At 57.9% G+C, this 25,695-nt stretch carries 24 protein-coding genes; 16 read left to right on the top strand and 8 right to left on the bottom strand.

Annotated elements, in window-relative coordinates; genetic code table 11:
- Window positions 1–177: 177 nt before the first annotated feature.
- Both WEB64_RS13305 and WEB64_RS13300 read left to right on the top strand, forming a co-directional pair.
- Window positions 178–993 carry a DMT family transporter gene (locus WEB64_RS13305; protein ID WP_368058413.1) on the top strand — a complete coding sequence of 272 codons (816 nt, stop codon included), beginning with the start codon at window positions 178–180 and terminating at the stop codon, window positions 991–993.
- A gap of 27 nt (window positions 994–1,020) precedes the next feature.
- Window positions 1,021–1,650, top strand: a complete 630-nt coding sequence (locus WEB64_RS13300) for a LysE family translocator (RefSeq protein ID WP_368058411.1) — start codon at window positions 1,021–1,023, stop codon at window positions 1,648–1,650.
- A 43-nt stretch (window positions 1,651–1,693) separates the two neighbouring features.
- Here the strand turns inward: WEB64_RS13300 and WEB64_RS13295 are convergent, their stop codons facing one another.
- Complete coding sequence (locus WEB64_RS13295) at window positions 1,694–2,326, bottom strand: MarC family protein (protein ID WP_368058409.1); 633 nt, start codon at window positions 2,324–2,326, stop codon at window positions 1,694–1,696.
- 194 nt (window positions 2,327–2,520) lie between these two features.
- Between WEB64_RS13295 and WEB64_RS13290 the strand changes: the two genes are divergently transcribed.
- Window positions 2,521–3,507 (top strand): quinone oxidoreductase, encoded by a 987-nt coding sequence (locus tag WEB64_RS13290; protein ID WP_368058407.1) that lies wholly within the window; start codon window positions 2,521–2,523, stop codon window positions 3,505–3,507.
- Between the two features lie 49 nt (window positions 3,508–3,556).
- Here WEB64_RS13290 and WEB64_RS13285 read toward each other — a convergent pair whose 3' ends face one another.
- Both WEB64_RS13285 and WEB64_RS13280 read right to left on the bottom strand, forming a co-directional pair.
- Entirely contained in the window at window positions 3,557–4,387 is an 831-nt protein-coding gene (locus WEB64_RS13285; protein ID WP_368058405.1) for a hypothetical protein, read from the bottom strand.
- A gap of 19 nt (window positions 4,388–4,406) precedes the next feature.
- Window positions 4,407–5,033, bottom strand: a complete 627-nt coding sequence (locus WEB64_RS13280) for a TetR family transcriptional regulator (protein WP_368058403.1) — start codon at window positions 5,031–5,033, stop codon at window positions 4,407–4,409.
- Between the two features lie 127 nt (window positions 5,034–5,160).
- Here WEB64_RS13280 and WEB64_RS13275 point away from each other — a divergent pair, with 127 nt between their 5' ends.
- From WEB64_RS13275 to WEB64_RS13225, 11 genes are all read left to right on the top strand, one after another.
- Entirely contained in the window at window positions 5,161–7,257 is a 2,097-nt protein-coding gene (locus WEB64_RS13275) for a 3-hydroxyacyl-CoA dehydrogenase NAD-binding domain-containing protein (protein ID WP_368058401.1), read from the top strand.
- A 61-nt stretch (window positions 7,258–7,318) separates the two neighbouring features.
- Entirely contained in the window at window positions 7,319–8,500 is a 1,182-nt protein-coding gene (locus tag WEB64_RS13270; protein WP_368058399.1) for an acetyl-CoA C-acyltransferase, read from the top strand.
- A 440-nt stretch (window positions 8,501–8,940) separates the two neighbouring features.
- Window positions 8,941–10,128 carry an acyl-CoA dehydrogenase family protein gene (locus WEB64_RS13265; protein ID WP_368065648.1) on the top strand — a complete coding sequence of 396 codons (1,188 nt, stop codon included), beginning with the start codon at window positions 8,941–8,943 and terminating at the stop codon, window positions 10,126–10,128.
- A gap of 9 nt (window positions 10,129–10,137) precedes the next feature.
- Window positions 10,138–11,286 carry an acyl-CoA dehydrogenase family protein gene (locus WEB64_RS13260; protein WP_368058531.1) on the top strand — a complete coding sequence of 383 codons (1,149 nt, stop codon included), beginning with the start codon at window positions 10,138–10,140 and terminating at the stop codon, window positions 11,284–11,286.
- 18 nt (window positions 11,287–11,304) lie between these two features.
- Window positions 11,305–12,078 (top strand): SDR family oxidoreductase, encoded by a 774-nt coding sequence (locus tag WEB64_RS13255; protein WP_368058529.1) that lies wholly within the window; start codon window positions 11,305–11,307, stop codon window positions 12,076–12,078.
- Between the two features lie 217 nt (window positions 12,079–12,295).
- On the top strand, window positions 12,296–13,273 hold the full coding sequence (locus WEB64_RS13250) for an ABC transporter substrate-binding protein (protein ID WP_368058527.1): 978 nt from the start codon (window positions 12,296–12,298) through the stop codon (window positions 13,271–13,273).
- 74 nt (window positions 13,274–13,347) lie between these two features.
- The gene (locus WEB64_RS13245; protein ID WP_368058537.1) at window positions 13,348–14,307 is read left to right on the top strand and encodes a FecCD family ABC transporter permease; all 960 of its coding nucleotides are present in this window, start codon (window positions 13,348–13,350) and stop codon (window positions 14,305–14,307) included.
- Window positions 14,300–15,331, top strand: a complete 1,032-nt coding sequence (locus WEB64_RS13240) for a FecCD family ABC transporter permease (RefSeq protein WP_368058525.1) — start codon at window positions 14,300–14,302, stop codon at window positions 15,329–15,331. Before WEB64_RS13245 ends, WEB64_RS13240 begins: the two co-directional genes overlap by 8 nt.
- Before the next feature lie 25 nt (window positions 15,332–15,356).
- A complete protein-coding gene (locus WEB64_RS13235) occupies window positions 15,357–16,181 on the top strand; it encodes an ABC transporter ATP-binding protein (protein ID WP_368058535.1) in 825 nt (274 codons plus the stop codon).
- The gene (locus tag WEB64_RS13230; protein WP_368058523.1) at window positions 16,165–16,953 is read left to right on the top strand and encodes an IucA/IucC family C-terminal-domain containing protein; all 789 of its coding nucleotides are present in this window, start codon (window positions 16,165–16,167) and stop codon (window positions 16,951–16,953) included. The genes WEB64_RS13235 and WEB64_RS13230 overlap by 17 nt, the downstream gene beginning before the upstream one ends.
- A gap of 113 nt (window positions 16,954–17,066) precedes the next feature.
- On the top strand, window positions 17,067–19,172 hold the full coding sequence (locus tag WEB64_RS13225) for a TonB-dependent receptor (protein WP_368058521.1): 2,106 nt from the start codon (window positions 17,067–17,069) through the stop codon (window positions 19,170–19,172).
- 71 nt (window positions 19,173–19,243) lie between these two features.
- On the opposite strand, the gene bamE is transcribed toward WEB64_RS13225, so the two are convergent.
- The 4 genes from bamE to WEB64_RS13205 all read right to left on the bottom strand — a co-directional run bounded on the left by bamE (window position 19,244) and on the right by WEB64_RS13205 (window position 22,121).
- Entirely contained in the window at window positions 19,244–19,558 is a 315-nt protein-coding gene (gene bamE, locus WEB64_RS13220) for an outer membrane protein assembly factor BamE (RefSeq protein WP_368058519.1), read from the bottom strand.
- 62 nt (window positions 19,559–19,620) lie between these two features.
- Window positions 19,621–20,205: a LysE family translocator gene (locus WEB64_RS13215; protein ID WP_368058533.1), complete on the bottom strand. Its 585-nt coding sequence runs from the start codon at window positions 20,203–20,205 to the stop codon at window positions 19,621–19,623.
- 212 nt (window positions 20,206–20,417) lie between these two features.
- Window positions 20,418–20,972: a gamma-glutamylcyclotransferase gene (locus WEB64_RS13210; protein WP_368058517.1), complete on the bottom strand. Its 555-nt coding sequence runs from the start codon at window positions 20,970–20,972 to the stop codon at window positions 20,418–20,420.
- A 36-nt stretch (window positions 20,973–21,008) separates the two neighbouring features.
- Complete coding sequence (locus tag WEB64_RS13205; RefSeq protein WP_368058515.1) at window positions 21,009–22,121, bottom strand: NADH:flavin oxidoreductase; 1,113 nt, start codon at window positions 22,119–22,121, stop codon at window positions 21,009–21,011.
- Window positions 22,122–22,226: 105 nt separating this feature from the next.
- Here WEB64_RS13205 and WEB64_RS13200 point away from each other — a divergent pair, with 105 nt between their 5' ends.
- Window positions 22,227–22,706, top strand: coding sequence for a winged helix-turn-helix transcriptional regulator (locus WEB64_RS13200; protein WP_368058513.1), 480 nt, complete (start codon window positions 22,227–22,229; stop codon window positions 22,704–22,706).
- A gap of 80 nt (window positions 22,707–22,786) precedes the next feature.
- On the opposite strand, the gene WEB64_RS13195 is transcribed toward WEB64_RS13200, so the two are convergent.
- Window positions 22,787–24,073 carry a DEAD/DEAH box helicase gene (locus WEB64_RS13195; protein WP_368058511.1) on the bottom strand — a complete coding sequence of 429 codons (1,287 nt, stop codon included), beginning with the start codon at window positions 24,071–24,073 and terminating at the stop codon, window positions 22,787–22,789.
- Between the two features lie 533 nt (window positions 24,074–24,606).
- Between WEB64_RS13195 and WEB64_RS13190 the strand changes: the two genes are divergently transcribed.
- On the top strand, window positions 24,607–25,668 hold the full coding sequence (locus WEB64_RS13190) for a Leu/Phe/Val dehydrogenase (RefSeq protein ID WP_368058509.1): 1,062 nt from the start codon (window positions 24,607–24,609) through the stop codon (window positions 25,666–25,668).
- Window positions 25,669–25,695 lie beyond the last annotated feature (27 nt).

Here is a 25,695-nt window from a genome sequence, read left to right as displayed (position 1 = left end):
TACAGTGCTAGGGAGCTGGTTTAAACCGACTCAAACGGGAGACATCTGAATGTCCGCTTTTGTTTAAGCTTGAACTTATCCTGGTGCCCTTGCCACTCCTAGCCTATGAGTGAACCTACCCCGGTTCAGACTCCCTTCACTGGCTCATCTCGTCGCGGTCAAAAGGTCCGCTTTCCAATGTCCAGGCCAGTCTTCCAGTTTACGTTTCTCCGCTGCCTGTTGACGTTGATGCTGCTGTTACCACTGTATCGCTACATTGACTCCCGGCGTCTGTTCCAGGGCCTGGGCGTCCACCTGCTCCGGGCTCATGTGCACCTGGCAGGCATGGTCTGCATGGTGATTGCGATCGGATCACTGCCGTTGGCAACCGCCAACGCGATCTTTTATGCCGCACCCATTCTCGTGATGCTGTTTGCAGTTATATTTTTCGGCGAGCGCCTGACCGGCCTCAGTCTGCTCGCGGTGGTCAGCGGCTTCGCTGGCATCATCGCCATCCTGCGTCCCGTGGCTATCGGGTGGGGCGCTATAGCTGCGTTGGGTGCTGCGCTGGCATTGGCAATTGCTGCGGTTATGGTACGCCAGTTACCCCGGAAGCAATCCACGGTACACAAGCTGGTGCTCAGCTACCTGTTGATTTTGCCAGCCAGTTTTGTATTGATGGTCATTGAAAACGCCCCCTGGGATCCGGCTATACTCGTTAATTCGTTTGGCTCAACGGTGTTCATTCTGGGCTACAACATCACCGTGTTATTGGCCTATAAACAGGTAGACGCCAACCAGGTCACCAGCGCCGAATACACCGGGCTGATCTGGGCCGTCGCCATTGGTTGGATCTGGTTTAATGAGGTGCCGGACTTGTGGTTTCTGGTCGGCAGCGTGATGATTGTGGTACCGCTGGTATTGATCGGATTGCAGCACCGAAAGCTGGGGGCGGCAACCATAAGAAACGGTTCTGGCGGGCTTATACAGGCAACCGCCCGTTCCACACATTGACATAACTGGCAAAATTATAGAGAAGCGATGATCAACACCGCCTTGCTGGCCGCGTTTATCCCTACCTTTGTGCTGGTGTCCCTGACGCCAGGCATGTGTATGACCCTATCCATGAGTCTGGGCATGACTATTGGTGTGCGCCGTACCTTCTGGATGATGGCTGGAGAGCTGGTCGGTGTCGGCCTGGTGGCGGTTATGGCCGTGGTCGGGGTAGCGGCCATTATGCTCAGCGCTCCGATGGTGTTTACCCTCTTCAAATGGGCGGGCGGGCTCTACCTGATGTGGCTGGGAGTGGAACTATGGCGCTCCCGTGGCAAGCTCGCTATCCCGGAAACCGGTGAATCCGCCAATACCCTGGCCAGTCCTCTGCAACTGGCAACCCAGGGCTTTTTTACCGCTGTCGCCAATCCCAAAGGCTGGGCATTTTTTATGGTGCTCCTGCCACCGTTTCTGGACAGCAGTCGGCCATTGGCACCGCAATTGTCAATCCTGGTCGCGGCGATTCTGATGATCGAACTGATGTCACTGATTCTCTACGCTGCTGGCGGCAAAACCCTGAGTAAGCTGCTATCCAACGGACGCAATGTAAGACTGATCAATCGACTTGCAGGCACCCTGATGATGGGGGTGGGCGTCTGGCTGGCGCTGGGTACCTGACAAATCTGGCATTCCGGCGGGCAGCCGGGGCCCGCGCGCCAGCTTACTGAAGACTTGTGCTCTGAATAAACCCCGCTATACCCGTTAACACAATTTCTGCCGCCATAGCCGACAGAATCAAGCCACTAATTTTCGACATGATATGCAGGCCCGTTTTGCCCATGGCTTTCTCCAGAAAACCCGACAGGTAAAGTAACCCCGCCAGCCCAGCCAGACTTGCTACCAATCCCAGCAGCCCGCCCGCTACCTCAGACACGGTACGAAGTTCAGCGCCATAGACCAGAATCGCACCAATAGTCGCCGGCCCGATAATGATCGGAATAGCCAGCGGCACCACCGCAACATCGTCACGATCCTCTTCCGGCAGGCCGGTGGCGTGGTTGCGGGTGCCGTCACTGACCAGACTGATTGCCGTCAGGAACAACAGTGAACCGGCGCCAATCCGGAACGAGTTGAGAGTGATGCCGATGGCGTTGAACAACAAAGGTCCAGCGAAGAAAAGCGCAAGCCCGAGGATCAAGGCAGAAATACAGGCCCGACGGATGATGGCGCTCTTCTGGGCTGCACTCTGGCCTCGGGTAAGAGCCAAAAACATGGTCACCGCAAAAAAGGGTGCCAGCAGGAACAGGAATTTCAGAGCGCTGGTCACAAAGGTGCTGAAAAAAACGGCGATCATAGAGAACCCGGAGTCGGCTAAAGAGAATTTGTCAGAACGAATGCTGCAGTTTACGGGGGCTCGCGCCAGTCGTCATCTGCTCAGGCCTCGAAACGTCCGTTGTGCGTTCCCTTTTTCAAGACCCTCTACAAGACCGTCTGGCAGAGGAGCGCGTAAATCGCTACATTGGTACCACAATAAAAGGACCTGAACCGATGACTACAACCCATTCAAACACCGTCATGATTGAAGCCTTTGGCGGCCCCGAAGAACTGAAACTGAAGAATGTTGAAGTTGGGGAACCCGGCCCCGGCGAGCTGCGGATCCGCCACAAGGCCTGCGGCCTCAACTTCATTGATGTTTACCAACGCACCGGTTTATACCCATTGCCGCTGCCAACGGCTCTCGGGCTGGAAGCATCCGGTGTAGTTGAGGCTGTGGGCGAAGGCGTCACCCATATCAAGCCGGGGGACCGTGTTGCCTATGCTTCTGGACCACCGGGGGGCTATTCCGAGGCCCGCGTGATGCCAGCTGCGCAAACATGCCCGCTGCCAGAGGCGATTTCCTTCGAGGAAGGCGCCGCCATGATGCTCAAGGGCCTGACAGTGCAGTACCTGTTCCGGCGTACCACGCCTCTCAGCAAGGGCGATACGGTACTGTTTCATGCCGCTGCCGGAGGTGTGGGGCTGATTGCCTGCCAATGGGCGAAGTCCGAAGGCATTACTCTTATCGGAACCGCTGGTACGGATGAAAAATGCGAGCTGGCGCTGGCCAACGGTGCCAGCCACATGATCAATTACCGCACGGAGAATTTCACCAAGAAAGTCCGGGCGCTTACCAATGACAAAGGCGTTGATGTGGTGATGGACTCGGTGGGCAAAGACACCTTTGAAGGCTCCCTGGACTGCCTGAAGCCATTGGGTATGATGATAACCTTCGGCAATGCTTCCGGAAAAGTGCCGCCGGTGGATGTAGGTCAACTGGCCGCAAAAGGCTCGCTGAAACTTACCCGTCCGACACTGTTCACTCACATCGGAGACCACGAAACCTGCCAGCAGATGGCGCGGGAATTGTTCGAGAAAGTCACCTCCGGCGCGATCAGAATTCATATAGATCAGCGCTTCCCGCTGGCGCAGGTCGCTGATGCCCACCGGGCACTGGAAGCCCGGCAAACCACTGGCGCAACCATCCTGACGGTTTGACCCGATCTGTCCCCGGCTCTATTGGAGCCTTGGGGCAGAGGTGTTTCCATTAGCGGGTGACGTAAACCCAATTCTTGCCAACGTTATCGCAAACCACGATATCCCGGTTGATCTCGGTGCACAGGTTTAAACTCTTCGGAAGCTCGTCGTGATAACGGGCTTTCACCGCCAGGGTTTTCTTGTCCTGCTTCAACAAGTGATAGGTCTGCTCCAGGCGCCTGGCAAAATCGACACCACCGTTTTCCATACTATGAAAAGCGTGGTGAAATGCCGTAAAACTCATGGTGGTACCGCCCAGCCCGATCGCCAGCATCTTGGGAATGTAAATGTCGTAGGCATCCGACAGGTAACGCCGAACCGCCTCGTCATCGTTGCGCTCGCCTTCGAAGGAAGATAACGACAAAGTATTGCCAGCTTCCAGTACGCCGGGCAACAACTCGCTATTGTTTTGATTAACGGCCAGTTCAAGTCGGCGACCCGGGCAGAGAATAGACTCGCCCTCCAGCCGGCACTTAGCAAGACTGCGCTGGGGCGCTGTGCTGACCGGAGAAGCTGGTCGCGCATCACGGCTATCGTTGGCGGGTGCTTCAGGTAACTCGTCTGTTGATGAGGGAGGCGGCATATCAGTGACTTTGGCCGGGGACGGTTTTGACTCGCCGCCCGGGGCAGGTACTGCCAAACCCAGACGTGCTGCAGGGCGTCGCAACAACAACGCCTGCACCTGAGGATCGTTACGCTTGAAATCCGCCCTCGACGGCAAACTGCTGCCCTCGCCACGCGACGTAATCTCGCAGTAAAGACGCTCCAGATCAGAGTGGGCCGAAGCCATGCAGGCGTCATTCGCACCGGAAGGTAAAATCCAGCAGGCAATAAGAATCATGAGCAGTCGTTTGATAGAGTTAATCAGAGGCTCCCTCCCGCTGCCCCAACACCACCCGCGCCATCAGGTCCTCAATCCGACGGATGGCCTCGGCGTCACCTTTCTTTCCGGTCAGTACCACCTGGGAGCCGATAGTTGCTACATACAACAGCAGCGATAGATCTTTGACGCGCTGGGCATCATTGCTCAGATGCTGGAACAGCGTACAGTTCTGCTGAATACGGGCGGCATCTACCTGGGTTACCAGGTCAGCGGCGTAATCATTGCGGCGGGCGTAGTCACGCACTGCCAGCTCTACCTGCAGGCGCCGGATATTGCGGGAGGCATCCGTCAGGAGCAATTCCAGAATCTCCCGCAGTTCGGTCTCTACATCCCCGCCTCTGGGTTTCCAATACTGCAATTCATGAAGGCGACGATCCCGCCAGCGGTTGAGAAAGCTGACGACCAAGTCCTCGTGGTCTTTGAAATGCCAGTAAAAGCTGCCACGGGTAACACCCAGTTTCTTTGCCAGGGTCAGTACCCGCAAGTGTCCAAAGCCGCCAGCAGCGACCTCTCCGGCCGCTGCGTCCAGCCAGTTATCCCGGGTCAGTTGAGCTTTTTCAGAGGCTTTACGGCTGCCTGGCGAAGAAGCTTTGGGTTCGGTCATTCTGACGGCGTGTCCTGTTGGGTTTGAATAAGTGTGAATTCTACCTGAAGCGTTGACCACACCTACAACATACATTAGTGTATGGACAGACAATACACCAGTGTATGGAAATAACAAGGAGCCGCACATGAGTACTGCGCACTACGATATTAAAGGCCAGATCGCCGTTATCCGACTCGATAATCCGCCCGTCAACGGGCTTGGGCTGGCGCTGCGCGAGGGCATTGTCAGCGGTATTCGACAGGCGGAAGCCGACGATGCAGTAAAAGCTGTGGTGCTGATCGGCTCCGACCGTGCCTTTTCCGGCGGCGCCGACATCAGTGAATTTGGCACATCCAAAGCCACCGCCGAACCTAACCTGAACACCGTCATCAACTATGTGGAAAGCAGCCGCAAGCCGGTCATCGCTGCCATCAGCGGTGCCTGCATGGGCGGCGGTCTGGAACTTGCCCTGGGCTGTCACTACCGCACTGCCAAACCAGACGCGCAGATTGCCCTGCCGGAAGTAAAACTGGGCCTGTTACCTGGTGCTGGCGGTACCCAGCGCCTGCCCCGGTTAATTGGTGCCGAGCACGCGGTCAACATGATTGTGTCCGGGAGCATTGTGCCCGCGAAGCAATTCAAAGGCAGTGCGCTGTTTGACGAGATCGTCGACGGCGAACTGCTGGATGCGGCCATCGCTTATGCCACCAAGGTGGTCAGCGAAAAACTGCCACTGAAAAAAGTGCGGGACCTGAAAGCCAAACACCCGAACCCCGAGGGCTTTTTCATGTTCACCCGCAACACCGTGGGTGCCATGGCGAAAAACTACCCGGCCCCGCTGAAGTGTGTGGATGCGGTTCACGCGGCGGTGACCAAGCCGTTTGACAAGGGCATGGAGTTTGAGCGGGAAGCCTTTTTGAACCTGATGCAGACGCCGGAATCCCGCGCCATGCGCCATGCCTTTTTCTCTGAGCGGCTGACCAGCAAGATTGCCGATGTACCGGCGGACACCCCGGTTCGCGATGTTAAGTCGGTCGGCGTGATCGGTGGCGGCACCATGGGCACAGGCATCAGCATCAATTTCCTCAATGCTGGCATTCCGGTGACGCTGGTGGAAATGAAACAGGAAGGCCTGGACCGTGGCATCGCGGCCATCCAGAAAGTTTACGAAAGCCAGGTCAAAAAAGGCCGCATGAGCGAAGACGACGCCAAGGCAAAGTTGGCGCTACTCAAGCCTTCCCTTACCTATGACGACCTCAAGGATGTCGATCTGGTGATCGAAGCCGTGTTCGAGGAAATGGGCGTGAAACAGTCCGTGTTCGAAAAACTGGACGAAGTCTGCAAGCCCGGTGCGATTCTGGCGTCCAACACTTCCACCCTGGACCTGAACAAAATCGCCAGTTTTACCAAGCGCCCACAAGACGTCATCGGCCTGCACTTCTTCAGCCCCGCCAACATCATGAAGCTGCTGGAAGTGGTCCGTGGCGAGAAGACCGCGAAAGACGTCCTGGCCACCGCCATGAAGCTGGCCAAGGTCATCAAGAAGACCGCCGTGGTGTCCGGCGTGTGTGACGGCTTTATCGGCAACCGCATGATCAACCAGTACCAGCGCGAAGCCCTGCTGATGCTGGAAGAAGGTGCCAGCGTGCAGCAGATTGACAAGTCCATCGAGAAGTTCGGCTTTGCCATGGGGCCGCTGCGCATGGCCGATCTGGCCGGTGGCGACATTGGCTGGGCCATCCGCAAGCGCCAGTACGAAGAAAACCCGGACATGGTGAAGATGGTCGTCGCCGATCGCCTGTGCGAAATGGGCCGCTACGGCCAGAAGACCGGTGCTGGCTTCTATCGCTACGAGCCCGGCAACCGCAACGCCCTGCCAGATCCGGAAGTCGACAAGGTAGTGGACGAAGTCCGTGCCGAGCTAGACATTACTCCGCGCAAAATCAGCAATCAGGAAATCGTCGAGCGGTGTGTCTACGCCCTGGTGAACGAAGGCGCCCAGATTCTGGACGAAGGCATCGCCCAGCGCGCCTCTGACATCGACATGGTGTACCTGACCGGTTATGGCTTCCCCGTGTTCCGTGGTGGCCCCATGCATTACGCCGAGGAAGTCGGGCTGCCCAACGTCGTTCGTGCCATGCAGGCCTTTACCGAAGACCGCCACACTCAGCCAGGTTTCTGGGAACCGGCGGCGCTGCTAGCCAAGCGCGCTGAGGAAGGCAAGGGTTTCGATAGCAAATAACCGGAACACGAATTGATCCGGGGCGGCCTAAACACCGCCGCTCCGCACTAGGAGAATTGTTATGTCCAATGATGTTGTCATCGTATCCACCGCCCGCACGCCTCTGGCCAAATCCTGGCGCGGCGGCCTGAACATGACCCACGGCGCGACCCTGGCCGGCCATGCCATCCAGCACGCAGTCGAGCGTTCCAAAGTCGACCCCAACGAAATCGAAGACGTGCTGATGGGCTGCGCCCTGCCGGAAGGCTCCACCGGTAACGATGTGGCCCGCATGGGCGCCATCCGTGCCGGACTGCCGGTCACCGTAGGCGGCGCCACCATCAACCGTTTCTGCTCATCCGGCTTGCAGGCCATCGCCATGGCAGCTCATCACATTGCCGTGGACAAGGTGCCGGTGATGGTCGCAGGCGGTGTGGAGTCCATCTCCACCGTGCAGGCCAATGTGAATCAGAACTACTTCATGGAACCCTGGCTGGCCAAGAACAAGCCGGAACTCTACTGGTCCATGCTGGATACCGCCGAAACCGTGGCCAAACGCTACGGCATCAAGAAAGAAGATATGGACGAATACGGCGTGCGCAGTCAGCAACTGGCTGATCAGGCACGTCAGGACGGCAAGTTCGACGACGAAATCGTACCCATCACCACCACCATGGGCGTCGCCGATAAGGCCACCGGCCAGCTCAGCAGCCAGGAAGTGACCGTAAGCCAGGATGAAGGCATCCGCCCTGACACCAATCTGGAAGGCGTCAGCAAGATCCGCTCCGCGATGGAAGGTGGTGTAGTCACCGCCGGCAACGCCAGCCAGTTCTCCGACGGTGCTTCCGCCTGCGTCCTGATGGACAGCAAAATCGCCGAACAGCGCGGTGTTGCCCCGCTCGGCATTTTCCGTGGCTTTGCGGTAGCCGGCTGCGAGCCCGACGAAATGGGCATCGGCCCGGTCTTTGCGGTCCCCAAACTGCTCAAGCGCGCCGGTCTGACCGTCGACGACATCGGCCTGTGGGAACTGAACGAAGCCTTCGCCGTCCAGGTTCTGTACTGCCAGCGCAAACTGGGGATCCCGATGGACCGCTTGAACGTCAACGGTGGCGCGATCGCGGTAGGTCACCCCTACGGCACCACCGGCTCACGCCTGGTCGGCCATGCGTTGATCGAAGGCAAGCGTCGTGGTGTTAAGTACGTTGTCGTGACTATGTGCGTCGGTACAGGTATGGGTGCTGCCGGGTTGTTTGAGGTTGCCTAAATTCTTGGCCGCCTGAGGCTTTGGGGGAGAGCGGCTAGCAGGTAGGGCTGTCCAAAACGCGCTCCTTCGGCACATCCATGTGACGCTCGGGCTCCGCCATCCATGGCTCCGCACGGTTTTGGACAGCCCTACCTGCCAGCCGCCCGGAGCTATGTGCTATGGCCAAACAGCAAAGATGCCGAGCTTTGGGCGTTTAACCCTCAGAACGATATTGAAAAGCAGGCCCGAAAAGACTCGAAGCGTCGGTCGGGTATCCCCTTTCAAAACTGTGCGGAGCCATGGATGGCGGAGCCCAAGCGCCCCAGGGATGGGCCGAAGGAGCGTGTTTTGAAAGGGGATACCCGACCGGCGCAACAGCCAAAAGTTGAAGTCCCAGCATTAAAATTCCCAGGCAACTCAGATAGCCGAACATCAACCTCAGCCAACAGAAGAGGTGCTCTATGGATCTTAATTACACATTGGAACAGGAAGCCTTTCGCGAGGAAGTCCACCAGTTCCTGCAAGACAACCTCCCGGATGACATCCGCGAACGGGTTCAGAAACGCCTGCGCCCAGACAAGGCCATGACCGAACGCTGGCAGAAAATACTGTTTGATAAAGGCTGGGGAGCCTCCACCTGGCCGGAAGAATTCGGCGGAACCGGTTGGGACCCGATCGAGCAGATTATCTTCGAAGAAGAAAGTGCCCTCGCCGGTGCACCGCGCCAACTCGACTTCGGGCTGCGCATGGTCGCACCTGTGATTATGACCTTTGGCAACGACGAGCAGAAACAGCGCTTCCTGCCCGGCATCCTCAGTGGTGAAAACTGGTGGTGCCAAGGTTATTCCGAGCCTGGCGCGGGCTCGGATCTGGCTTCGCTTCGCACCAGTGCGAAACTCGAAGGCGATCATTATGTGGTCAACGGCCAGAAAACCTGGACCACCCTGGGCCAGCATGCGGACTGGATCTTCTGTCTGGTACGGACCAGCAACGAAGGTAAACCACAGCGAGGGATTTCCTTCCTGCTGATCGACATGAACGATCCCGGTATCGAAGTGCGGCCGATCATCATGCTGGACGGTGAGCATGAGATTAACGAGGTTTACTTCGATAACGTGAAAGTTCCGGTTGAAAACCTCGTGGGTGAAGAAAACCAGGGCTGGACCTACGCCAAATTCCTGCTCGGCCACGAGCGAACCGGTCTCGCCAACGTCGGACAGTGGAAGGCGCTGATGAAGCGCCTCAAGGAAGTGGCCCGGCAGGAGCAGGATGGACAGCGGCCGCTGATCGAGAATACCCGCTTCCGGGACCGGCTGGCGCAGTTGGATATGGAGTTGAGAGCTCTGGAGCTTACGGTGTTGCGGGTTTTAACGGACAAGAACGGCCCGGGAGCACTGGCGTCAAGCTTGAAAATCCGGGGCACCGAAGTCGGCCAGCAGCTATTCGAGATGCTGATGGAAGCGGGCGGTCAGGACGCCATTGCCCATATTCCGGAGGCGCTGGAGCGGGACTACAACGGCCCACGTGCAGGCTCGATTGATGCCACCCCGTCAGCGGGCGATTACTTCAACATGCGCAAGCTGTCGATCTTTGGCGGCTCAAACGAGATCCAGCGCAATATCATTGCCCAACTCGTGCTTGGCTTATAAGGAGGCGGTATGAATTTTGATCTGACCGAAGAACAGCAGATGCTGAATGATTCCCTGCGTCGCTTCGTCGCCAATGAATATGGCTTCGAGAAGCGGCAGAACATCATCCGTTCCGGCGCAGGTACTGACAAAACCACCTGGGCCACCTTCGCGGATATGGGCCTGCTGGGATTCACGTTTCCCGAGGAATACGACGGCCTGGGCGGTAACGCTATCGACACCATGGTGGTAATGGAAAACTTTGGCCGCGGCCTGGTAGTCGAGCCCTACCTTGCCACCGTCGTGCTTGCTGGCGGATTGATCCGGGATGCGGGCAACGACAGCCAGAAAGCCGATATTCTACCTGCCCTCGCCAGCGGTGAGCGGCTGCTGGCCCTGGCTCACAGCGAGCCCGGCGCCCGCTACCAGCTCAATCAGGTGCAGACCACGGCGCGTAAAGACGGGAACGATTTCCTGATCAGCGGCCAAAAGACGGCGGTGATCCACGGCGGCCAAGCGAACCAGCTGATCGTCTCGGCGCGAACCAGTGGTGGCGTGAATGACGAATCCGGCTTGTCCCTGTTCCTGGTGGATAGTGGCGCGAACGGCGTCAAGATCGACGACTTTGCCACCCACGATGGCCACCGCACAGCCGAGATAAGCTTTAGTAACGCGGCCGTGAATGCCGAAAACCTGATTGGCAGCCTAGATGAGGCTTTCCCGACCATCGAAAAAGCCATTGATCTGGGCATTGCCGCCCTGTGCGCGGAAGCGGTCGGCGCTATGGAAGCCATGAACGCCGCCACCCTTGAATACATCAAAACCCGCAAGCAGTTCGGCGTACCCATCGGTAAGTTCCAGGTGCTCCAGCATCGCATGGCGGATATGTTCATCCAGACCGAACAAGCCAGAACCATGGCCATCCTTGCCGCCAGCGAGGCCGACTCCGATGATCGGGCGAGCCGTCGGGAAGCCACCTCCATGGCCAAGACCCTGGTCGGTCAGGCGGCACGTTTTGTGGGCCAGGAAGGGGTGCAACTGCACGGTGGCATGGGCGTGACCGATGAAATGTTCGCCGCGCATTTGTTCAAACGCCTGACCCTGATTAACCTGTTGTTTGGGGATGCGGATCACCACTTGGCGCAAGTCAGCGATGGCTTGCTGGCAAAGACCGCCTGACTTCCAAAGGAGATAACCATGAGTGTAAAACAATTACTGGATCTGACCGGCAAGGTGGCCTTCATCACCGGCGGCTCCCGTGGGCTGGGCCTGCAAATGGCAGAGGCCTTGGGCGAAATGGGTGCCAGTATTGCCATCAGCGCCCGTAAGCAGAATGAGCTGGATGAAGCCAAGGCACACCTGGAAGGTCTGGGTGTAAAAGTGATCACTATTGCTGCTGACCTTTCCAGGCTGGAAGGCATTCCTGCGGTGGTGGATCAGGTCGTCAACCAGTTGGGTGACATCGATATTCTGGTGAATAACGCCGGCGCCACCTGGGGCGCTCCGGCGGAAGACTATCCGGCAGAGGGCTGGATGAAGGTAATGAACCTCAACGTCAACGCCGTTTTCTTCCTCACCCAGACGGTGGGCAAACGGTGCATGATTCCCCGCAATACCGGCAAAGTCATTAATATTGCCTCAATTGCGGGCCTGTCTGGCAACCCGGAAGGGATGCAGACCATCGCCTATAACACCAGCAAAGGCGCCGTGGTGAACTTCACCCGGGCATTAGCCTCAGAGTGGGGGCATCACAATATCAATGTGAATGCCCTTTGCCCGGGGTTCTTCCCGTCCAAAATGTCCCAGGGCTTGCTGGAAACCCAGGGCGACACCATGCTTGGGCGTATTCCGCTCAACCGGTTTGGCGGCGAGGAAGATCTCAAGGGGGCTGCCGTGTTGCTGGCCTCGGAGGCTGGCCGGCACATTACCGGACAGTGCCTCGCGGTGGATGGGGGAACGTTGGTGAACTAACCAGTGTCTGAACATCAGAATGCCAAAAGCGGGCTTCCAGAGCCCGCTTTTTTATGAGAGAAGAACAGGCTCTTACGCGGCAATTGCGTCCTGATCAATCCTTCGGCACATTGGGCCGCTCGAATGTAGGCCGGAAAAATCGCAACACCAGCAACGAACGGCATTTGTGAGTGCGAATAATAATCTATATCATCACCGCAAATTTCCAGGTGTCGCCATGCTTTCCAATCCGTTGTTGACTTCGAGTGCCAGGAGGGATTTCGTCGCCAAAGTGATCCTGTGGCTGCTGGTCGTTGTCGCAAGCCCCTGGGGCTACGCCGACCCTTCGCGGCAACCAACGGTTCAGACGTTAAATCATGCACAGGGAGAAACCCGGATCACGGGCACGCCCGTACGGGTGGTGACGCTGTTCCAGGGCGCAACCGACACTGCGGTGGCTCTTGGCATAACCCCCGCCGGAGTCGTCAACGCCTGGGCTCAGGGCGCCAACTATGATTACCTGGACGACGCCCTTGAAGGCGTGCCCCATGTTGGTCTGGAAACCCAGCCCAGCCTTGAAGCCATTGTCCTGCTGGAGCCAGATCTGATTATCGCCTCCAGACGCCGCCACGAAAAAATCTACAACCAGCTGTCGCAGATCGCCCCCACGATTTCTCTCGAAACTGTTTTTGATGTTCAACAAACCCTGGATGTCATGGGCCAGGCACTCAACCGGGTAGCCCGCGCCGACGAATTGTGGACCGCGTGGGAGCGACGTCTGGCGAATTTCAGGCAGCAGGCCGCCGCCTCCCTCGGCGACCGCTGGCCCATGTCCGCCACGGTACTGAATGTTCGAGCTGATCATGTCCGCCTCTACCTCGATGGCAGCTACGCTGGCACCGTCCTCCATAACCTTGGGTTCACACGCCCACCACCGCATCCGGAAAATCAATGGGTACTGAAGCTCACCACCAAGGAAAGCATTCCGATCATCGATGCTGACGTGGTGTTCTACTTTATGGAAGATGACCAGGCTGTACACAACAGCTTCGATGCGTGGACCAGCCATCCTCTGTGGCAAAACCTGACGGCAGTGCAAAACGCTCGGGTCTATCCTGTGGATCGGGTGGACTGGAGTCTCGCTGGCGGCTTCCTCGGTGCCAATCGCATGCTGGATCAACTATTCCGGCACTTTGGTCTGGAGGAGGAATCATGAGCGCTACGGCTGCAACCGCCGGGCTTTTGCGTCAGTCCCGAGCCGCACGGCCAGCGAGCCGGCTGGTGTTCGGAATGGTACTGGCCACCACCGCCTTTTGCGCCAGCCTCGCCTTAGGCCAGACAGCCATTTCACCAGCCACCGTGGTGCAAGCTCTGTTTCAGTTCGAAGCCACCAACACTCAACACCTGATCGTTCAGGGCTCCCGCCTTCCCCGGGCGGTGATCGCTACCCTGGTAGGTGCTTCACTGGCGGTTGCCGGTGCACTGATGCAAGCGCTGACCCGTAATCCACTGGCCTCCCCCGCGATTTTCGGCGTCAACGCGGGGGCCGTGTTTGCCATCGTACTGGCCACCACCCTGCTGGCTGTTTCGGCCATGAATCACCTGTTGTGGATTGGCCTGGCGGGCGCCGCAGTGGCTGGCACCCTGGTTTACGCCCTGGGCACCCTCGGCCGCGAAGGGCCAACACCGGTGCGGCTGGTCTTGGCTGGCGCTGCGATCACCGCGTTGTTCGTTTCCTTCACCCAGGCACTGCTGGTTACCAATCAGGAAGGCCTGGACAGTGTGCTGTTCTGGCTCGCTGGCTCAGTATCCGGACGCAGCCTGGACATGGTAGTGCCCACTTTGCCGCTGATCCTACCCGCCCTTGCCCTGTGTTTGCTGCTGGGTCGACATATCAATCTGCTGATGTCTGGCGACGACATTGCCCGTGGCCTGGGCCAGAACGTGGGCAGGTTGAAAATCATTCTCGGCCTGCTCACCTTGTGTCTGGCTGGCAGCGCTGTGGCGATGGCCGGTAATGTCGGCTTCATGGGCCTGATCGTGCCACATATGGTTCGCGGCTGGTTGGGTCGGGACCATCGCTGGGTAATCCCCGGTTGTGCTGTGTTTGGTGCCAGCCTGCTGTTGGTGGCGGACGTGGTGGCCCGCTTTCTGATCATGCCGCAGGAAATTCCCGTAGGGGTGATGACGGCGTTGATCGGCACCCCTTTTTTCATCCACCTGGCACGGCGGGGGTTGGGCCATGGATAGACTATCCCGCCTGGCACTCGGGCCTGTGTCCCTGGCCATCAATCCGCGCACCCTGGCGATTATCGCCGGGCTTCTGCTGCTCGGGCTAATCCTGATCCTGGTGTCGTTATCCGTTGGTCACGTCACCCTTTCACCGGTCACCGTCGTGGGGGAACTTCTGCGTAATACAGACAGCCCTGAAGGCTTTATTATCAACACGCTGCGCCTGCCCCGAGTGGTCATGGCCTTTATGGTGGGCGCCGCCCTGGGGGTCTCCGGGCTGATTCTCCAGGCCTTGGTGCGCAATCCGCTGGCCTCACCGGATATCATCGGCATCAGCGGTGGCGCCTCGGTGGCCGCCGTGGCATTCCTGTCGTTCCTCACCCCCTATCTCGGCATCCACTGGCTGCCGGTGGCTGCCATCGCCGGAGCCATGCTGGCAGCCTTGGTCATCTACATGCTGGCCTGGCAACAGGGGGTGACCCCCGTACGCCTGGTATTGATCGGCATTGGGCTGTCAGCCGCCATGGGGGCCGCCACCACCCTGATGATTACTCTCAGCCCGATTTCCACCACCATGACCGCCTACGTCTGGCTCACCGGCAGCGTTTACGGATCTGACTGGAGCGATGTTCGCGCCCTCGCTCCTTGGCTGGCCATACTGCTACCCTTGGCGCTGACCCGAGCCCGGGCCATCGACCTGCAGGAATTTGGCGATACCGTGGCCCATGGCCTGGGCCTGGCAGTGCAGCGCAACCGGATGCTGCTACTGTTGCTCAGCGTAGCCCTGGCCGGCGCCGCTGTAGCCCATGCCGGTGCCATCGGTTTTGTCGGACTGATGGCGCCGCACATTGCCCGCAAGCTGGTGGAACGACACTTCGCTGGGCTGGCACCGGTGGCAGCCATAATCGGCGGATTGCTGGTGATGATCGCTGACCTGATTGGCCGCACCGTGTTCGTGCCGCTGGACCTGCCTGCCGGGATTTTCGTGTCTGCGGTGGGTGCGCCGTTTTTTATCTACCTGCTGTTCCGCCAGCGTTACTGACCAGGAGTTGGCCATGTCTTCCGCCATACCGCCGCTTGAGACCCGCGCCCTGCACCTGGGCTATGAAGATCACCAGGTCATCCATAACCTCGACCTGCGAATTCCCGAGGGTCAGATTACCGTGCTGGTAGGTGGCAACGGCTGTGGCAAGTCCACCCTGCTGAAGGCCTTTGCCCGCCTGCTGAAACCCCGGCAGGGCACGGTGCTGCTGGACGGGCACGACATTCAGCACCGGGCTACCCGACAAGTGGCACAACGGCTGGCCATCCTGCCTCAGGGCCCGACCGCCCCGGAGGGTCTGACTGTACACCAGTTGGTGCGCCAGGGCCGCTACCCCCACCAGCGCTGGTTGCAATCCTGGACTCGCGAGGACGAAGATCGGGTGGACCAGGCTCTGGCAGACACCGACCTGGAGGACCTGGCACATACCCCGGTGGATGCTCTGTCCGGCGGCCAGCGCCAACGGGCCTGGATCGCCATGACCCTGGCCCAGGACACCGGCATATTACTGCTGGACGAGCCCACCACTTACCTGGACCTCACTCACCAGATCGACATACTCGATCTGCTGGCAGAGCTCAACACGCGGGGGCAAAAGACCATTGTGATGGTGCTGCATGACCTCAACCTGGCCTGCCGTTACGCCCACCATATCGTGGCGGTACGCGATGGCCGGGTCCACGCAAAAGGCCGTCCCGATGAGGTGGTAACCGAAACCATGGTGCGGGAGGTGTTTAATCTGGGCTGTCGCATCATCCGCGACCCACTGTTCGACACCCCGCTGTGCATACCTTTCGGCAAGTCGATGGAAACCCGTCGAGAGGGAGCTCCCAATGCGGTTGATGCTTGACCCCGGGCAAAAGGAAGAACTGGCAAGCCAGTGCCGGCTGATCATGGCGGAGCAGCAAGACCGCGACTTCGCCCTGCCAGCGGCCAGGCTGCTGGAGCCGGAGACCTGCCGCGACCTGCTGGACCGACTGGCCCCGGTAATCGGTTCACCGAACCGGTACGTCACGGCCTCGCTGCTGGCCAAGCGCATCGCCTTTCTGACCACCGGAAGCGCTCTTTATGCAATGTCCGCTCTGGACCGGGGGCTGGACCTGTCGATTGATAACAGTATCCTGGAATACCGCCATCAGGATGGCCTCTGGCAATCCCGCCTGCCGCTGGAAGATCTCACGGTAACTGCCCCCAGCGCCGGTGCGCGCAACGACTGGCGGGCTACCGTGGTTCACCGGCTGTTCGCCGGGCATCTCGCTCCCCTGTGGCGAAGTTTCCGCGCCGTCGCGCGAGTGCCACTCCCGGTGCTTTGGGAAAACACCGCAGTGCGAGTCTATTCGCTCTACGAAAGGCGGCTGGCAGCTCAGAGCTGCCCACACCGCCAACAGCGTATTACCGACGACTTTCACTTCCTGATCCACCAGGCGCCCGCTGATCTGTTTGGCACTGACCACAATCCTTTGCACCGCTATTTTCAACCGCGGCAATGCGGCGAAGACCCCAACATACGCATTCGCAAAACCTGTTGTTACTACTTCCGGGCCGCTCAACCCGCCAAGTACTGCTCCACTTGCCCCCTGCCGCTAATCAAAGCCGAACCTCGCGTCATAATTAAAAATTGACACACAATAAGTTATAACAATCATTTCGATTTGATAATCATTATCATCTAATTTAGAATTCGGCCACTTTATAACAGCCAACAACGCAACAACTCACTTTCAGGATTCGCAACATGTTATTGAAACCTGCCCCCTGTGGCATTGCACTGCTTTCCCTGGCAGTTGCCTCCGCATCCGTTCACGCCGACACCCCCACCGCGCTTGATGCACTGGTGGTCAGCTCCAGTCGCTCGGGCACTCAGCTCGATGAATCGCCTCAGGTCGTCACCGTGATTACCCGCGAGCAGATCGAACAACAGCTCAACCTGACGTCAGACTCATCCCAGGTACTCAGCAACCTGTTACCCGCTTACTCCCCCAACCGTCAGAAAATGACAGGTTCCGGTGAAACCTTCCGCGGTCGCAAAGCGCTGTTCCTGATCGACGGCGTACCACAGTCCAACCCCCTGCGTAGTACTGGCCGCGGTACCCACACCATCGACATGGCCATGGTGGAACGTATTGAAGTGATACACGGCGCCAACGCCATCCACGGCCTGGGCGCCACCGGCGGCATCATCAACTTCATCACCCGCCGCCCCACCAGCAGCGAAGTTCGCCAGCACGCCAGCATCCAGGGCACTGCGCCGACTGACGATCCCGATTCTGACTCCATGGGTTTCAAACTAAACTATCGCGTGGAAGGCACGCGAAAAGATTTTGAATACCTTGTGGGTGCCAGTTACGAGGAACAAGGCGTTTACACCGACGCCAACGGCGATCTGGTAGGTGTGGACAACACCCAGGGCGATCTGATGAATTCCCGCGCCTACGACGTGTTTGCCAAGCTGGGTTACTGGATCGACAACGATCAGAATGTGGAGTTCGAGATCAACCGCTATGACGTCACTGGCAAGCAGGACTACATCAGCGTGAACGGTGACCGCGATGCCGGTATTCCCACCACTTCGGTGAAGGGCGATCCGGAAGGCAAGGCGCCCCGTAATCAGGTCCTGACTACCAGTGTGAAGTACCAGCATGACGACCTTTACGGCATGGTGTTCAACGCCCAGGCCTACAGCCAGCAGTTCGAGGGCCGTTTTGGCGCCACCCTCACCCCGACCTTCCAGGACGAGAGCATTGCGCCGGACGGCACCCTGTTCGACCAGTCCCAGGCGGAATCCGATAAACTGGGAGCCAAGTTTACCCTTACCAAAGCCAACCTGTTGAATGATCGCCTGAAACTGACAGGAGGCCTCGACCTGCTCAAAGACACCACGGCCCAGACCCTGGTGCTGACCGATCGGTCCTGGGTGCCGGAAACTGACTTCAACAACTACGCCCCTTTCCTGCAGGCGGAGATCAAGCCGGTAGACAACCTGATTCTCAGCACTGGCGTGCGCCATGAAATCGCCGAACTGGATGTGGACACCTTCCAGACCCTGGACTCCGCCAATGGCGTGACCGTCGATGGCGGCAAGCCAAATTTCGAAGAGACCCTGTTCAACGCCGGCGTCGTTTACAAACCGCTAAACTGGTTGAGCCTGTTTGCCAACTATTCTGAAGGCTTTGGCATGGCGGATGTGGGCCGGGTTCTGCGTGGCATCAGTCAGGAAAATCAGGACGTGGATGATTTTCTGGATCTGCAGCCGGTTGTCACTGAAAACCGGGAAATCGGTTTTCGCGTCGATTACCACCCGGTGGATTTTGAACTGAGCTATTACGAGTCGGACTCCGACCTGGGTTCGCGGCTGGAATTGATTAACGACACCTATTTCGTTCAGCGTGAGAAAACTGAAATCAACGGTTACGAGGCGACCCTGGGCTTCGCCGCCCATGAGCAGCATCGGCTGGAGCTCGCCTATTCCCGCATCAATGGCGAATTCGACAGTGATCAGGACGGCGACGTGGACAGCAAACTGGACGGACTGAACATACCGCCCAACCGGCTTACGACCAACTGGCGCGCCCAATGGAACAACAAACTCGATTCGTTGATCCAGGCCAGCCATGCCTTCGACCGCAGCTTTGATGACCCGCAGAAGGAGTTTGACGGCTACACGCTGGTGGACGCCTCATTGGGCTATCGCCTGCCGGCCGGGAAAATCAATCTGGCCTTGGCCAACCTGTTCAACGAGGATTACATCACCTATTACTCCCAGAGTGCCCAGGTGAACGATACCCGTTACTTCAAGGGTCGTGGCCGCACCGTCACCCTGGGGTATTCTCTGGATTTCTGACATATGAAGTCCACCATTCGGAATATTCGAGTGAATAGCCGGTGTATCAAGGGTAAGCGCCAAAACGAGGCTTACTTATTGGTGGTGTTGTAGACGTAAGAGGCGACCTTGCCCTCGCCGTCGAAACGTACCACCAGATCCGTGGTTTCATCATCTCCAAACGCAGACCAGCGGTAGTTGCCGTAAGTCCAGGTTCGCATGCCGTCCTCGACCCCTGTACGCCAGGGTTCGCCGAACATAGTCTGGATGTCTGCCCGGGTAGTCTCACCAACCTCAATCTGGTCTACATTGTGGGTCGCAAACTCTTTCCCCACCGTCGCACACCCGGCTATAAACAGACTGGTTGCCATCAGCACGATGGCAACAACTGACTTAACAGATCCCATATTATCCCTCATTCGTGAATGCATGACAGTCCCTATCATACGGAAACGTGCCAGGGAATCGACTACAACGGGCCCGCACCGTTTGCGAAAATCACCGGGTATAATGAAGCCAACAGCAAAATTGCCATCGCAAAATTAAACAGCCTCAGCCGCAGCGGGTTAGTCAGCACTCGTTGCAACTGCTCGCCAAGTAGAGTCCATGTCGACACCGACGGCAGGTTAATCAGGCCGAAGATCAGTGCGACCAGCACAATAGCCCCGAGATCCTTAGAGGGCGAGTAGACGCTGATTGCAGTCAGCGCCATGGCCCAGGCCTTGGGGTTCACCCATTGGAAAAGTGCGGCCTGCAGGAAAGTGAAGGGTGTCCCGACGTGCTCGACCTCCCGTGGTGGCGCCGCAGTGGCGATCTTCCAGGCCAGAAACATCAGGTAGAGCACACTCACCACCATCAGTACGGTGTAGCTGACCGGATAAATCTGGAAGACTTGCGCCAGACCCATCCCGACCAACACCACCATCACCACAAAACCACCGGCGACCCCGAGCATGTGAGGCACGGTGCGACGAAAACCGAAGTTGGCGCCGGACGCCATAAGCATCAGGTTATTCGGCCCCGGTGTAATGGACGCAACAAACGCGAAGACCATGAGGGCGACTAACAGGTCAACTGTCACTGTGAGTGCACCGCTGAAGTATGAGTAAAACGGTCAGTACCCATCGGTACAGGCTCCTTTGAACAACGATTAAGGGCTTCAGCTTTACAGAGTTTTTGATGCAGGCACAGACACAGTAAGCAGCCGACGGACCAGTACAGATGCCATACAACTGTCGCAACAAGCGTAATGTCCTGAGACCCAGATCAGCGCAGGTAACGCTCAAGCGCAAACACATGAGGGTCGTCATCACCCAATGCTCGCAGCGCTGTGGCGAGCTTCAGGAGATAATCGATATTGCGGCCGCTGGGGCCCTCGGCGGTGGCGATCTGGCTGGCAATTTCAGCGTCTTCGGCAGGGCCGAGGAATGCGGCGTTATCTTCAGTGGCGATATAGACCAGGCCGTCTTCACGGGTCCCATCGGAAAAAATCATAGGAGTGACGAATCGCAGATAACCATTTTTCTCCCGCACATCCAGGTGGGCGAAAACTTCGGGCGACACCCGGTAAGCCATACCCTTACAGCAGGTTTTGGGCGACTCTATCAGGGTTACCACACGCCCCGGTGAGGCCGGGGTACCGCGGTGGTCGTGGGAGCCCTGCCAGAAACGGCGAGCCCAGCCTTCAATGCTCGCGGGGCGTTGCTCCAGAAAGGGGAAATCGACTTTGTAGATCAGGGAGCCGTAGCCAAACAGCCACACCGACTCTACCCCATCAAAGCAGTAGCGCCGGCGGTTGTGTTCAGTGGTATCAAACGACATGGTGCTGGTCAGATTCCTCTACACCCGGATTTGACGTCAATATAACTTGCTAAGAGACTTCTTGGCGAATGCTTCCACGTCTGCGATCCGGCCTTCCTTCACTTTGACCAGCCATTGCGGATCCTGGAGCAGCGCCCGGCCAACAGCAATCAGCTCAAACTCGCGGTTATTCATACGCTCCACGAGTTCGTCGATACCTGACTGCTCGACGGCTTCCTTCTTGCTGGCAAAAGTGCCGCTGATAAAGTCCTCGGTCAGACCGACACTGCCTACAGACATCGTCGGCTTGCCGGAGAGTTTCTGGGTCCAGCCCGCAAGATTAAGATCGGAACCCTCAAATTCCGGTTCCCAGAAGCGACGGGTGGAGGCATGGAAAATGTCTACGCCAGCGTCAACCAGAGGCTCCAGGAACTGCTCAAGCTCCTCGGGTGTGTTGACTAATTTAGCCTCATAATCCTGCTGCTTCCACTGGGAAAACCGCAACATGATAGGGAAATCCGGGCCGACGCGCTGGCGGACGGCTTCGATAATCTCAATGACAAAACGCTGCCGATTCGCCATGCTGCCGCCGTATTCGTCGGTACGCTCGTTAGTACCTTCCCAGAAGAACTGGTCAAGCAGGTAACCGTGAGCACCGTGGATCTCAACGCCATCAAAGCCCAGAGCCTTCGCATCCTGGGCTGCGTCAGCAAAAGCATTGATCACGTCGGTGATGTCTTCCTGTGTCATGGCTTTGCCATTCGGCTTACCCGGGGCGAACAGGCCGGAAGGACTGAAGCCAGGCACGCTCGGATCTGGCTCAATGCCTTCCTTGCGAACAGCGCCCACGTGCCAGAGCTGCGGGAAAATCGCGCCGCCCGCGTCATGTACCGCATTCACGACGTTCTTCCAGCCCGCAAGGGCCTCATCACCGTGAAACGCTGGTACGTTGGGGTATCCATTGGCGCCAGGATGATTGACTGTGGTGCCCTCGGTGATCAGCAGGCCCACGCCGCCTTCGGCGCGCCGACGATAGTAATCCACCACGTTAGCTCCCGGCACACTGCCCGGTGAAAAATTGCGGGTCATTGGAGCCATCGCAACACGGTTACGCAGTTTCAGGGATTTGTCTTCAAAAGGCTGGAATAACGGACCGAGGTTCATGGTCATCGGGGAGGCTCCTTAAATGAGTAGCAACCTTGCTAGTTTGGTTTCTTAAAGCAACCATATTAAATCTGGTTTTAAAATGCAACCCTATTAGGTACACTCGATTTCATGGCCAGAAAACGTTTTGATGACTCCAATTGCTCCGTCGCCCGTGCCCTCAATGAAGTAGGGGACTGGTGGTCTTTGCTGGTGGTGCTACAGGCAATGTACGGCACCCGGCGTTTTGTCGACTTTCAACAGGAACTCGGGATTGCCCGGAATATCCTGTGTGATCGTCTCGCCCGGTTGGTGGATAACGAAGTCCTGCGCAAGGTAGAGGTGGGTGAACACGGCTCACGGCAGGAATACCGCCTGACCGAAAAAGGGCGGGACTTGTTCCCGGTGGTCATTGCGTTGCGCCAGTGGGGCGACAAATGGAACCCCTCACCCGAGGGTGCACCGCTGAATTTGCGTGACCGGGCGACCGGCAGACCCATTACGCCAATGGCGGTAACCGATCCAGACGGTAATGCCCTCACCGTACGGGACGTTTTTATGCCAGAAGCCTCCGAGGCCGTTTTGCCATACCCGGACGAGAAATCCGGTTGATCGGAGAACGTTAAAATCGGCGCAAAATAAAAGCCGCTCCCAGTAATGGAAGCGGCTTTTTTTATACGCCCGCCAGGTGCTTACGCACTCTGCGCCGGGCGACGGCTTACAGGTCGACGAGATTGAGCGTTACCGCCATTACTGCTGTTGGCACTGCTGCGCCCACGATTCTGGGCGCCATTGCCGCCACGGCCACCACCGGGACGTGAGCCCGGCCTGGGTGCGGCAGATGCACGACCGCTCGGCTCAAAGCCTTCGATGGTCTTGCGTGGAATATCCTTCTTGATCAACCGCTCGATACCCGTCAGCAGTTTAAGCTCATCCGCGCTGACCAGTGACAACGCGTGCCCACTTTCACCGGCACGACCGGTGCGGCCGATACGGTGAACATAATCTTCCGGCACGTTTGGCAGCTCGAAGTTAACCACTTGCGGCAGTTGCTTGATGTCGAGGCCACGGGCAGCGATATCGGTTGCAACCAGAACCCGGACAGAGCCCTGCTTGAACTCGTGCAATGCACGGGTCCGGGCACCCTGGGATTTATTGCCGTGGATTGCAGCAGCCGTAATGCCGTCTTTTTCCAGCTTCTGGGTCAGACGGTTTGCGCCATGCTTGGTACGGGTAAAGACCAATACCTGCTGCCAGTCATTATGCCTGACGAGCTGGCTAAGCAGCGCAGATTTCTGGTTCTGGTCGACCGGATAAACGGTCTGATCCACATTATCAGCCGTGGCGTTGCGAGTCGCCACTTCAATCTGAACGGGATTGGTCAACATGCCTTCCGCCAGTTTGCGGATATCCCCGGAGAACGTCGCTGAGAACATCAGGTTCTGGCGCTTGGGTGGCAGCAGGGCCAGTATCTTGCGAATGTCACGGATAAAGCCCATGTCCAGCATGCGGTCAGCTTCATCCAGTACCAGCGTCTCAACGCCGTCAAAACGCACGGCACCCTGTTGGTACAGATCCATCAGACGACCCGGCGTTGCCACCAGTATGTCGACACCGCGACGCAGCTTGGCGATCTGCGGGTTGATCTTTACGCCGCCGAATACCACGGCAGACGACGTCGGCATGTAGCGGCTGTAGAGCTCCACGCTTGCGGCTACCTGGGCGGCCAGTTCGCGAGTCGGCGTAAGGATCAGAGCTCGAATACCCTTACCTTGACGCGGTGTTTCTGCCAGCCGCTGCAGTAAAGGCAGCGTAAAACCAGCGGTTTTGCCGGTACCGGTCTGGGCCGCAGCCATCACATCCTGACCGGAAAGAACAGCCGGAATGGCCTGGGCCTGGATAGGTGAAGGGGTATCATATCCCTGGTCAGCGGTTGCACGTACCAGCTTCTCGGACAAACCGAGTGAAGAAAAATCCATAATTTAAATCTCTTGCGGCTCTTGCCCACTGAAATGCGGGGAAGACCGTGAACTAGTCATCGAATGTATAACGACTACGGCCGCGCGATGCTGCTGGCGCCGTCCTCTGAAAGGTCGTATCGGATGGGGTTCGCCTTTAAAAGACGAAATCCTTCGAGGTAGGAAGGCGCGCATCATAACAGACACCCTGAAAAATAACGAACGGGAAAACCCCTATGCCCCGGGCAACAGCCGGGCCGTTTACTTTTTAAGCATTGACGTTAACGTAAACCCCTTCTATTCTTTCCCTTGTCAGGCCCCACAAAGGCATAGACAACTGGAAATCAGTCAACCGGCTTATCCGCCGGGAGGCCAAAAACAAAACGACCGCCAACGCCGTGATCCGGCAGAGTGGAAGAGGATTTCAGCATGTTATTGCTCAATATGTTCGCGAGGGCAGGCTATACCAGCCGGTTGCCCCCACCAGCTTTAATGTTACCCGACGCCCCTGCCCGCTTTGCTGCCCCTGGAATGTCCAAGAGGGAGTGCCAGCCATGACGGTCTTTACGCATCCTGAATTCGATAATCACGAACATCTGTCTTTTTATTGCGACCCCGACTCCGGTCTGCGCGCCATTATTGCCGTGCACAATACCTCCCGCGGACCCGCCCTGGGCGGCTGCCGCATGTTCCCTTACGACAGTGATGAAGAAGCCCTGCGCGATGCCCTCAGGCTATCTCGCGGCATGACTTACAAATCCGCTCTGGCAGGCCTGAACCTAGGGGGAGGCAAGTCGGTCATCATCGGTGATCCTAGGGAGCACAAAAGTGAAGCCCTGCTCGAAGCCATGGGCCGTTTTCTCAATCAACTCGGTGGTCTATACATTGCAGCGGAAGATTCCGGCACCAGTGTTGCAGACCTGAAAATCATGGGGCGCCATACGGTCCACGTGGCCGGTATCGCAGACCGCCCCGGTTTCGACGGCAAACCCTCCAATGGTGATCCCTCACCTGCCACTGCCTACGGCACTTTCGTCGGCCTGCAGTCGGCGGTTCGGCACAAACTCGGTCGCAGCGACCTGGAAGGTGTAAAAGTAGCCATCCAGGGCATTGGTAATGTCGGGTATCGCTTGGCCCGGCACCTGAAAGACGCCGGCGCACAATTGTGGGTTTATGACATTCATCAGGACCAGGTGGATCGCGCTGTTGATGAGCTGGGGGCAGTTGCTGTCAGTGCCGACGAGATTCTCACACTGCCCGTCGATGTGGTCGCACCCTGCGCTATGGGGGCGATCCTGAACGATGCGTCTATTAAACGCCTGCAAGCGCCCATTATTGCAGGCGCTGCTAACAATCAACTGGCAAACCCCAGACATGATAACGCCCTGTGGAACCGGGGCATCCTTTACGCTCCAGACTTCGTTATAAATGCCGGCGGCATTATCGACGTTTATTACGAGCGCCAGGGGCCCGATCCGAAGGCGGTCCGACGTCACGTCGAAGCCATTGGTACTACATTGGATGAAATATTTGCCCGGTCCGCCAACGAGGGCTTACCCACTGGGGTGATTGCAAATCAGCTCGCGGAAGAGCGTTTTAAACACACGGCCCGGTAGCCAGAATCTCGCTGGCCGCTCCGCGGC

The organism is Marinobacter sp. (assembly GCF_040882185.1).
GTDB lineage: Bacteria > Pseudomonadota > Gammaproteobacteria > Pseudomonadales > Oleiphilaceae > Marinobacter.
The sequence above is the reverse complement of the archived record's forward strand: the minus strand, read 5'-3'. Positions and strand labels throughout refer to the sequence as shown.

Coding starts and splice junctions, on each gene's coding strand:
- WEB64_RS13305 (WP_368058413.1), top strand. CDS start 178: ATGTCCAGGCCAGTCTTCCAGTTTACGTTTCTCCGCTGCCTGTTGACG.
- WEB64_RS13300 (WP_368058411.1), top strand. CDS start 1,021: ATGATCAACACCGCCTTGCTGGCCGCGTTTATCCCTACCTTTGTGCTG.
- WEB64_RS13295 (WP_368058409.1), bottom strand. CDS start 2,326: ATGATCGCCGTTTTTTTCAGCACCTTTGTGACCAGCGCTCTGAAATTC.
- WEB64_RS13290 (WP_368058407.1), top strand. CDS start 2,521: ATGACTACAACCCATTCAAACACCGTCATGATTGAAGCCTTTGGCGGC.
- WEB64_RS13285 (WP_368058405.1), bottom strand. CDS start 4,387: ATGATTCTTATTGCCTGCTGGATTTTACCTTCCGGTGCGAATGACGCC.
- WEB64_RS13280 (WP_368058403.1), bottom strand. CDS start 5,033: ATGACCGAACCCAAAGCTTCTTCGCCAGGCAGCCGTAAAGCCTCTGAA.
- WEB64_RS13275 (WP_368058401.1), top strand. CDS start 5,161: ATGAGTACTGCGCACTACGATATTAAAGGCCAGATCGCCGTTATCCGA.
- WEB64_RS13270 (WP_368058399.1), top strand. CDS start 7,319: ATGTCCAATGATGTTGTCATCGTATCCACCGCCCGCACGCCTCTGGCC.
- WEB64_RS13265 (WP_368065648.1), top strand. CDS start 8,941: ATGGATCTTAATTACACATTGGAACAGGAAGCCTTTCGCGAGGAAGTC.
- WEB64_RS13260 (WP_368058531.1), top strand. CDS start 10,138: ATGAATTTTGATCTGACCGAAGAACAGCAGATGCTGAATGATTCCCTG.
- WEB64_RS13255 (WP_368058529.1), top strand. CDS start 11,305: ATGAGTGTAAAACAATTACTGGATCTGACCGGCAAGGTGGCCTTCATC.
- WEB64_RS13250 (WP_368058527.1), top strand. CDS start 12,296: ATGCTTTCCAATCCGTTGTTGACTTCGAGTGCCAGGAGGGATTTCGTC.
- WEB64_RS13245 (WP_368058537.1), top strand. CDS start 13,348: ATGGTACTGGCCACCACCGCCTTTTGCGCCAGCCTCGCCTTAGGCCAG.
- WEB64_RS13240 (WP_368058525.1), top strand. CDS start 14,300: ATGGATAGACTATCCCGCCTGGCACTCGGGCCTGTGTCCCTGGCCATC.
- WEB64_RS13230 (WP_368058523.1), top strand. CDS start 16,165: ATGCGGTTGATGCTTGACCCCGGGCAAAAGGAAGAACTGGCAAGCCAG.
- WEB64_RS13225 (WP_368058521.1), top strand. CDS start 17,067: ATGTTATTGAAACCTGCCCCCTGTGGCATTGCACTGCTTTCCCTGGCA.
- bamE (WP_368058519.1), bottom strand. CDS start 19,558: ATGGGATCTGTTAAGTCAGTTGTTGCCATCGTGCTGATGGCAACCAGT.
- WEB64_RS13215 (WP_368058533.1), bottom strand. CDS start 20,205: ATGGTCTTCGCGTTTGTTGCGTCCATTACACCGGGGCCGAATAACCTG.
- WEB64_RS13210 (WP_368058517.1), bottom strand. CDS start 20,972: ATGTCGTTTGATACCACTGAACACAACCGCCGGCGCTACTGCTTTGAT.
- WEB64_RS13205 (WP_368058515.1), bottom strand. CDS start 22,121: ATGACCATGAACCTCGGTCCGTTATTCCAGCCTTTTGAAGACAAATCC.
- WEB64_RS13200 (WP_368058513.1), top strand. CDS start 22,227: ATGGCCAGAAAACGTTTTGATGACTCCAATTGCTCCGTCGCCCGTGCC.
- WEB64_RS13195 (WP_368058511.1), bottom strand. CDS start 24,073: ATGGATTTTTCTTCACTCGGTTTGTCCGAGAAGCTGGTACGTGCAACC.
- WEB64_RS13190 (WP_368058509.1), top strand. CDS start 24,607: ATGACGGTCTTTACGCATCCTGAATTCGATAATCACGAACATCTGTCT.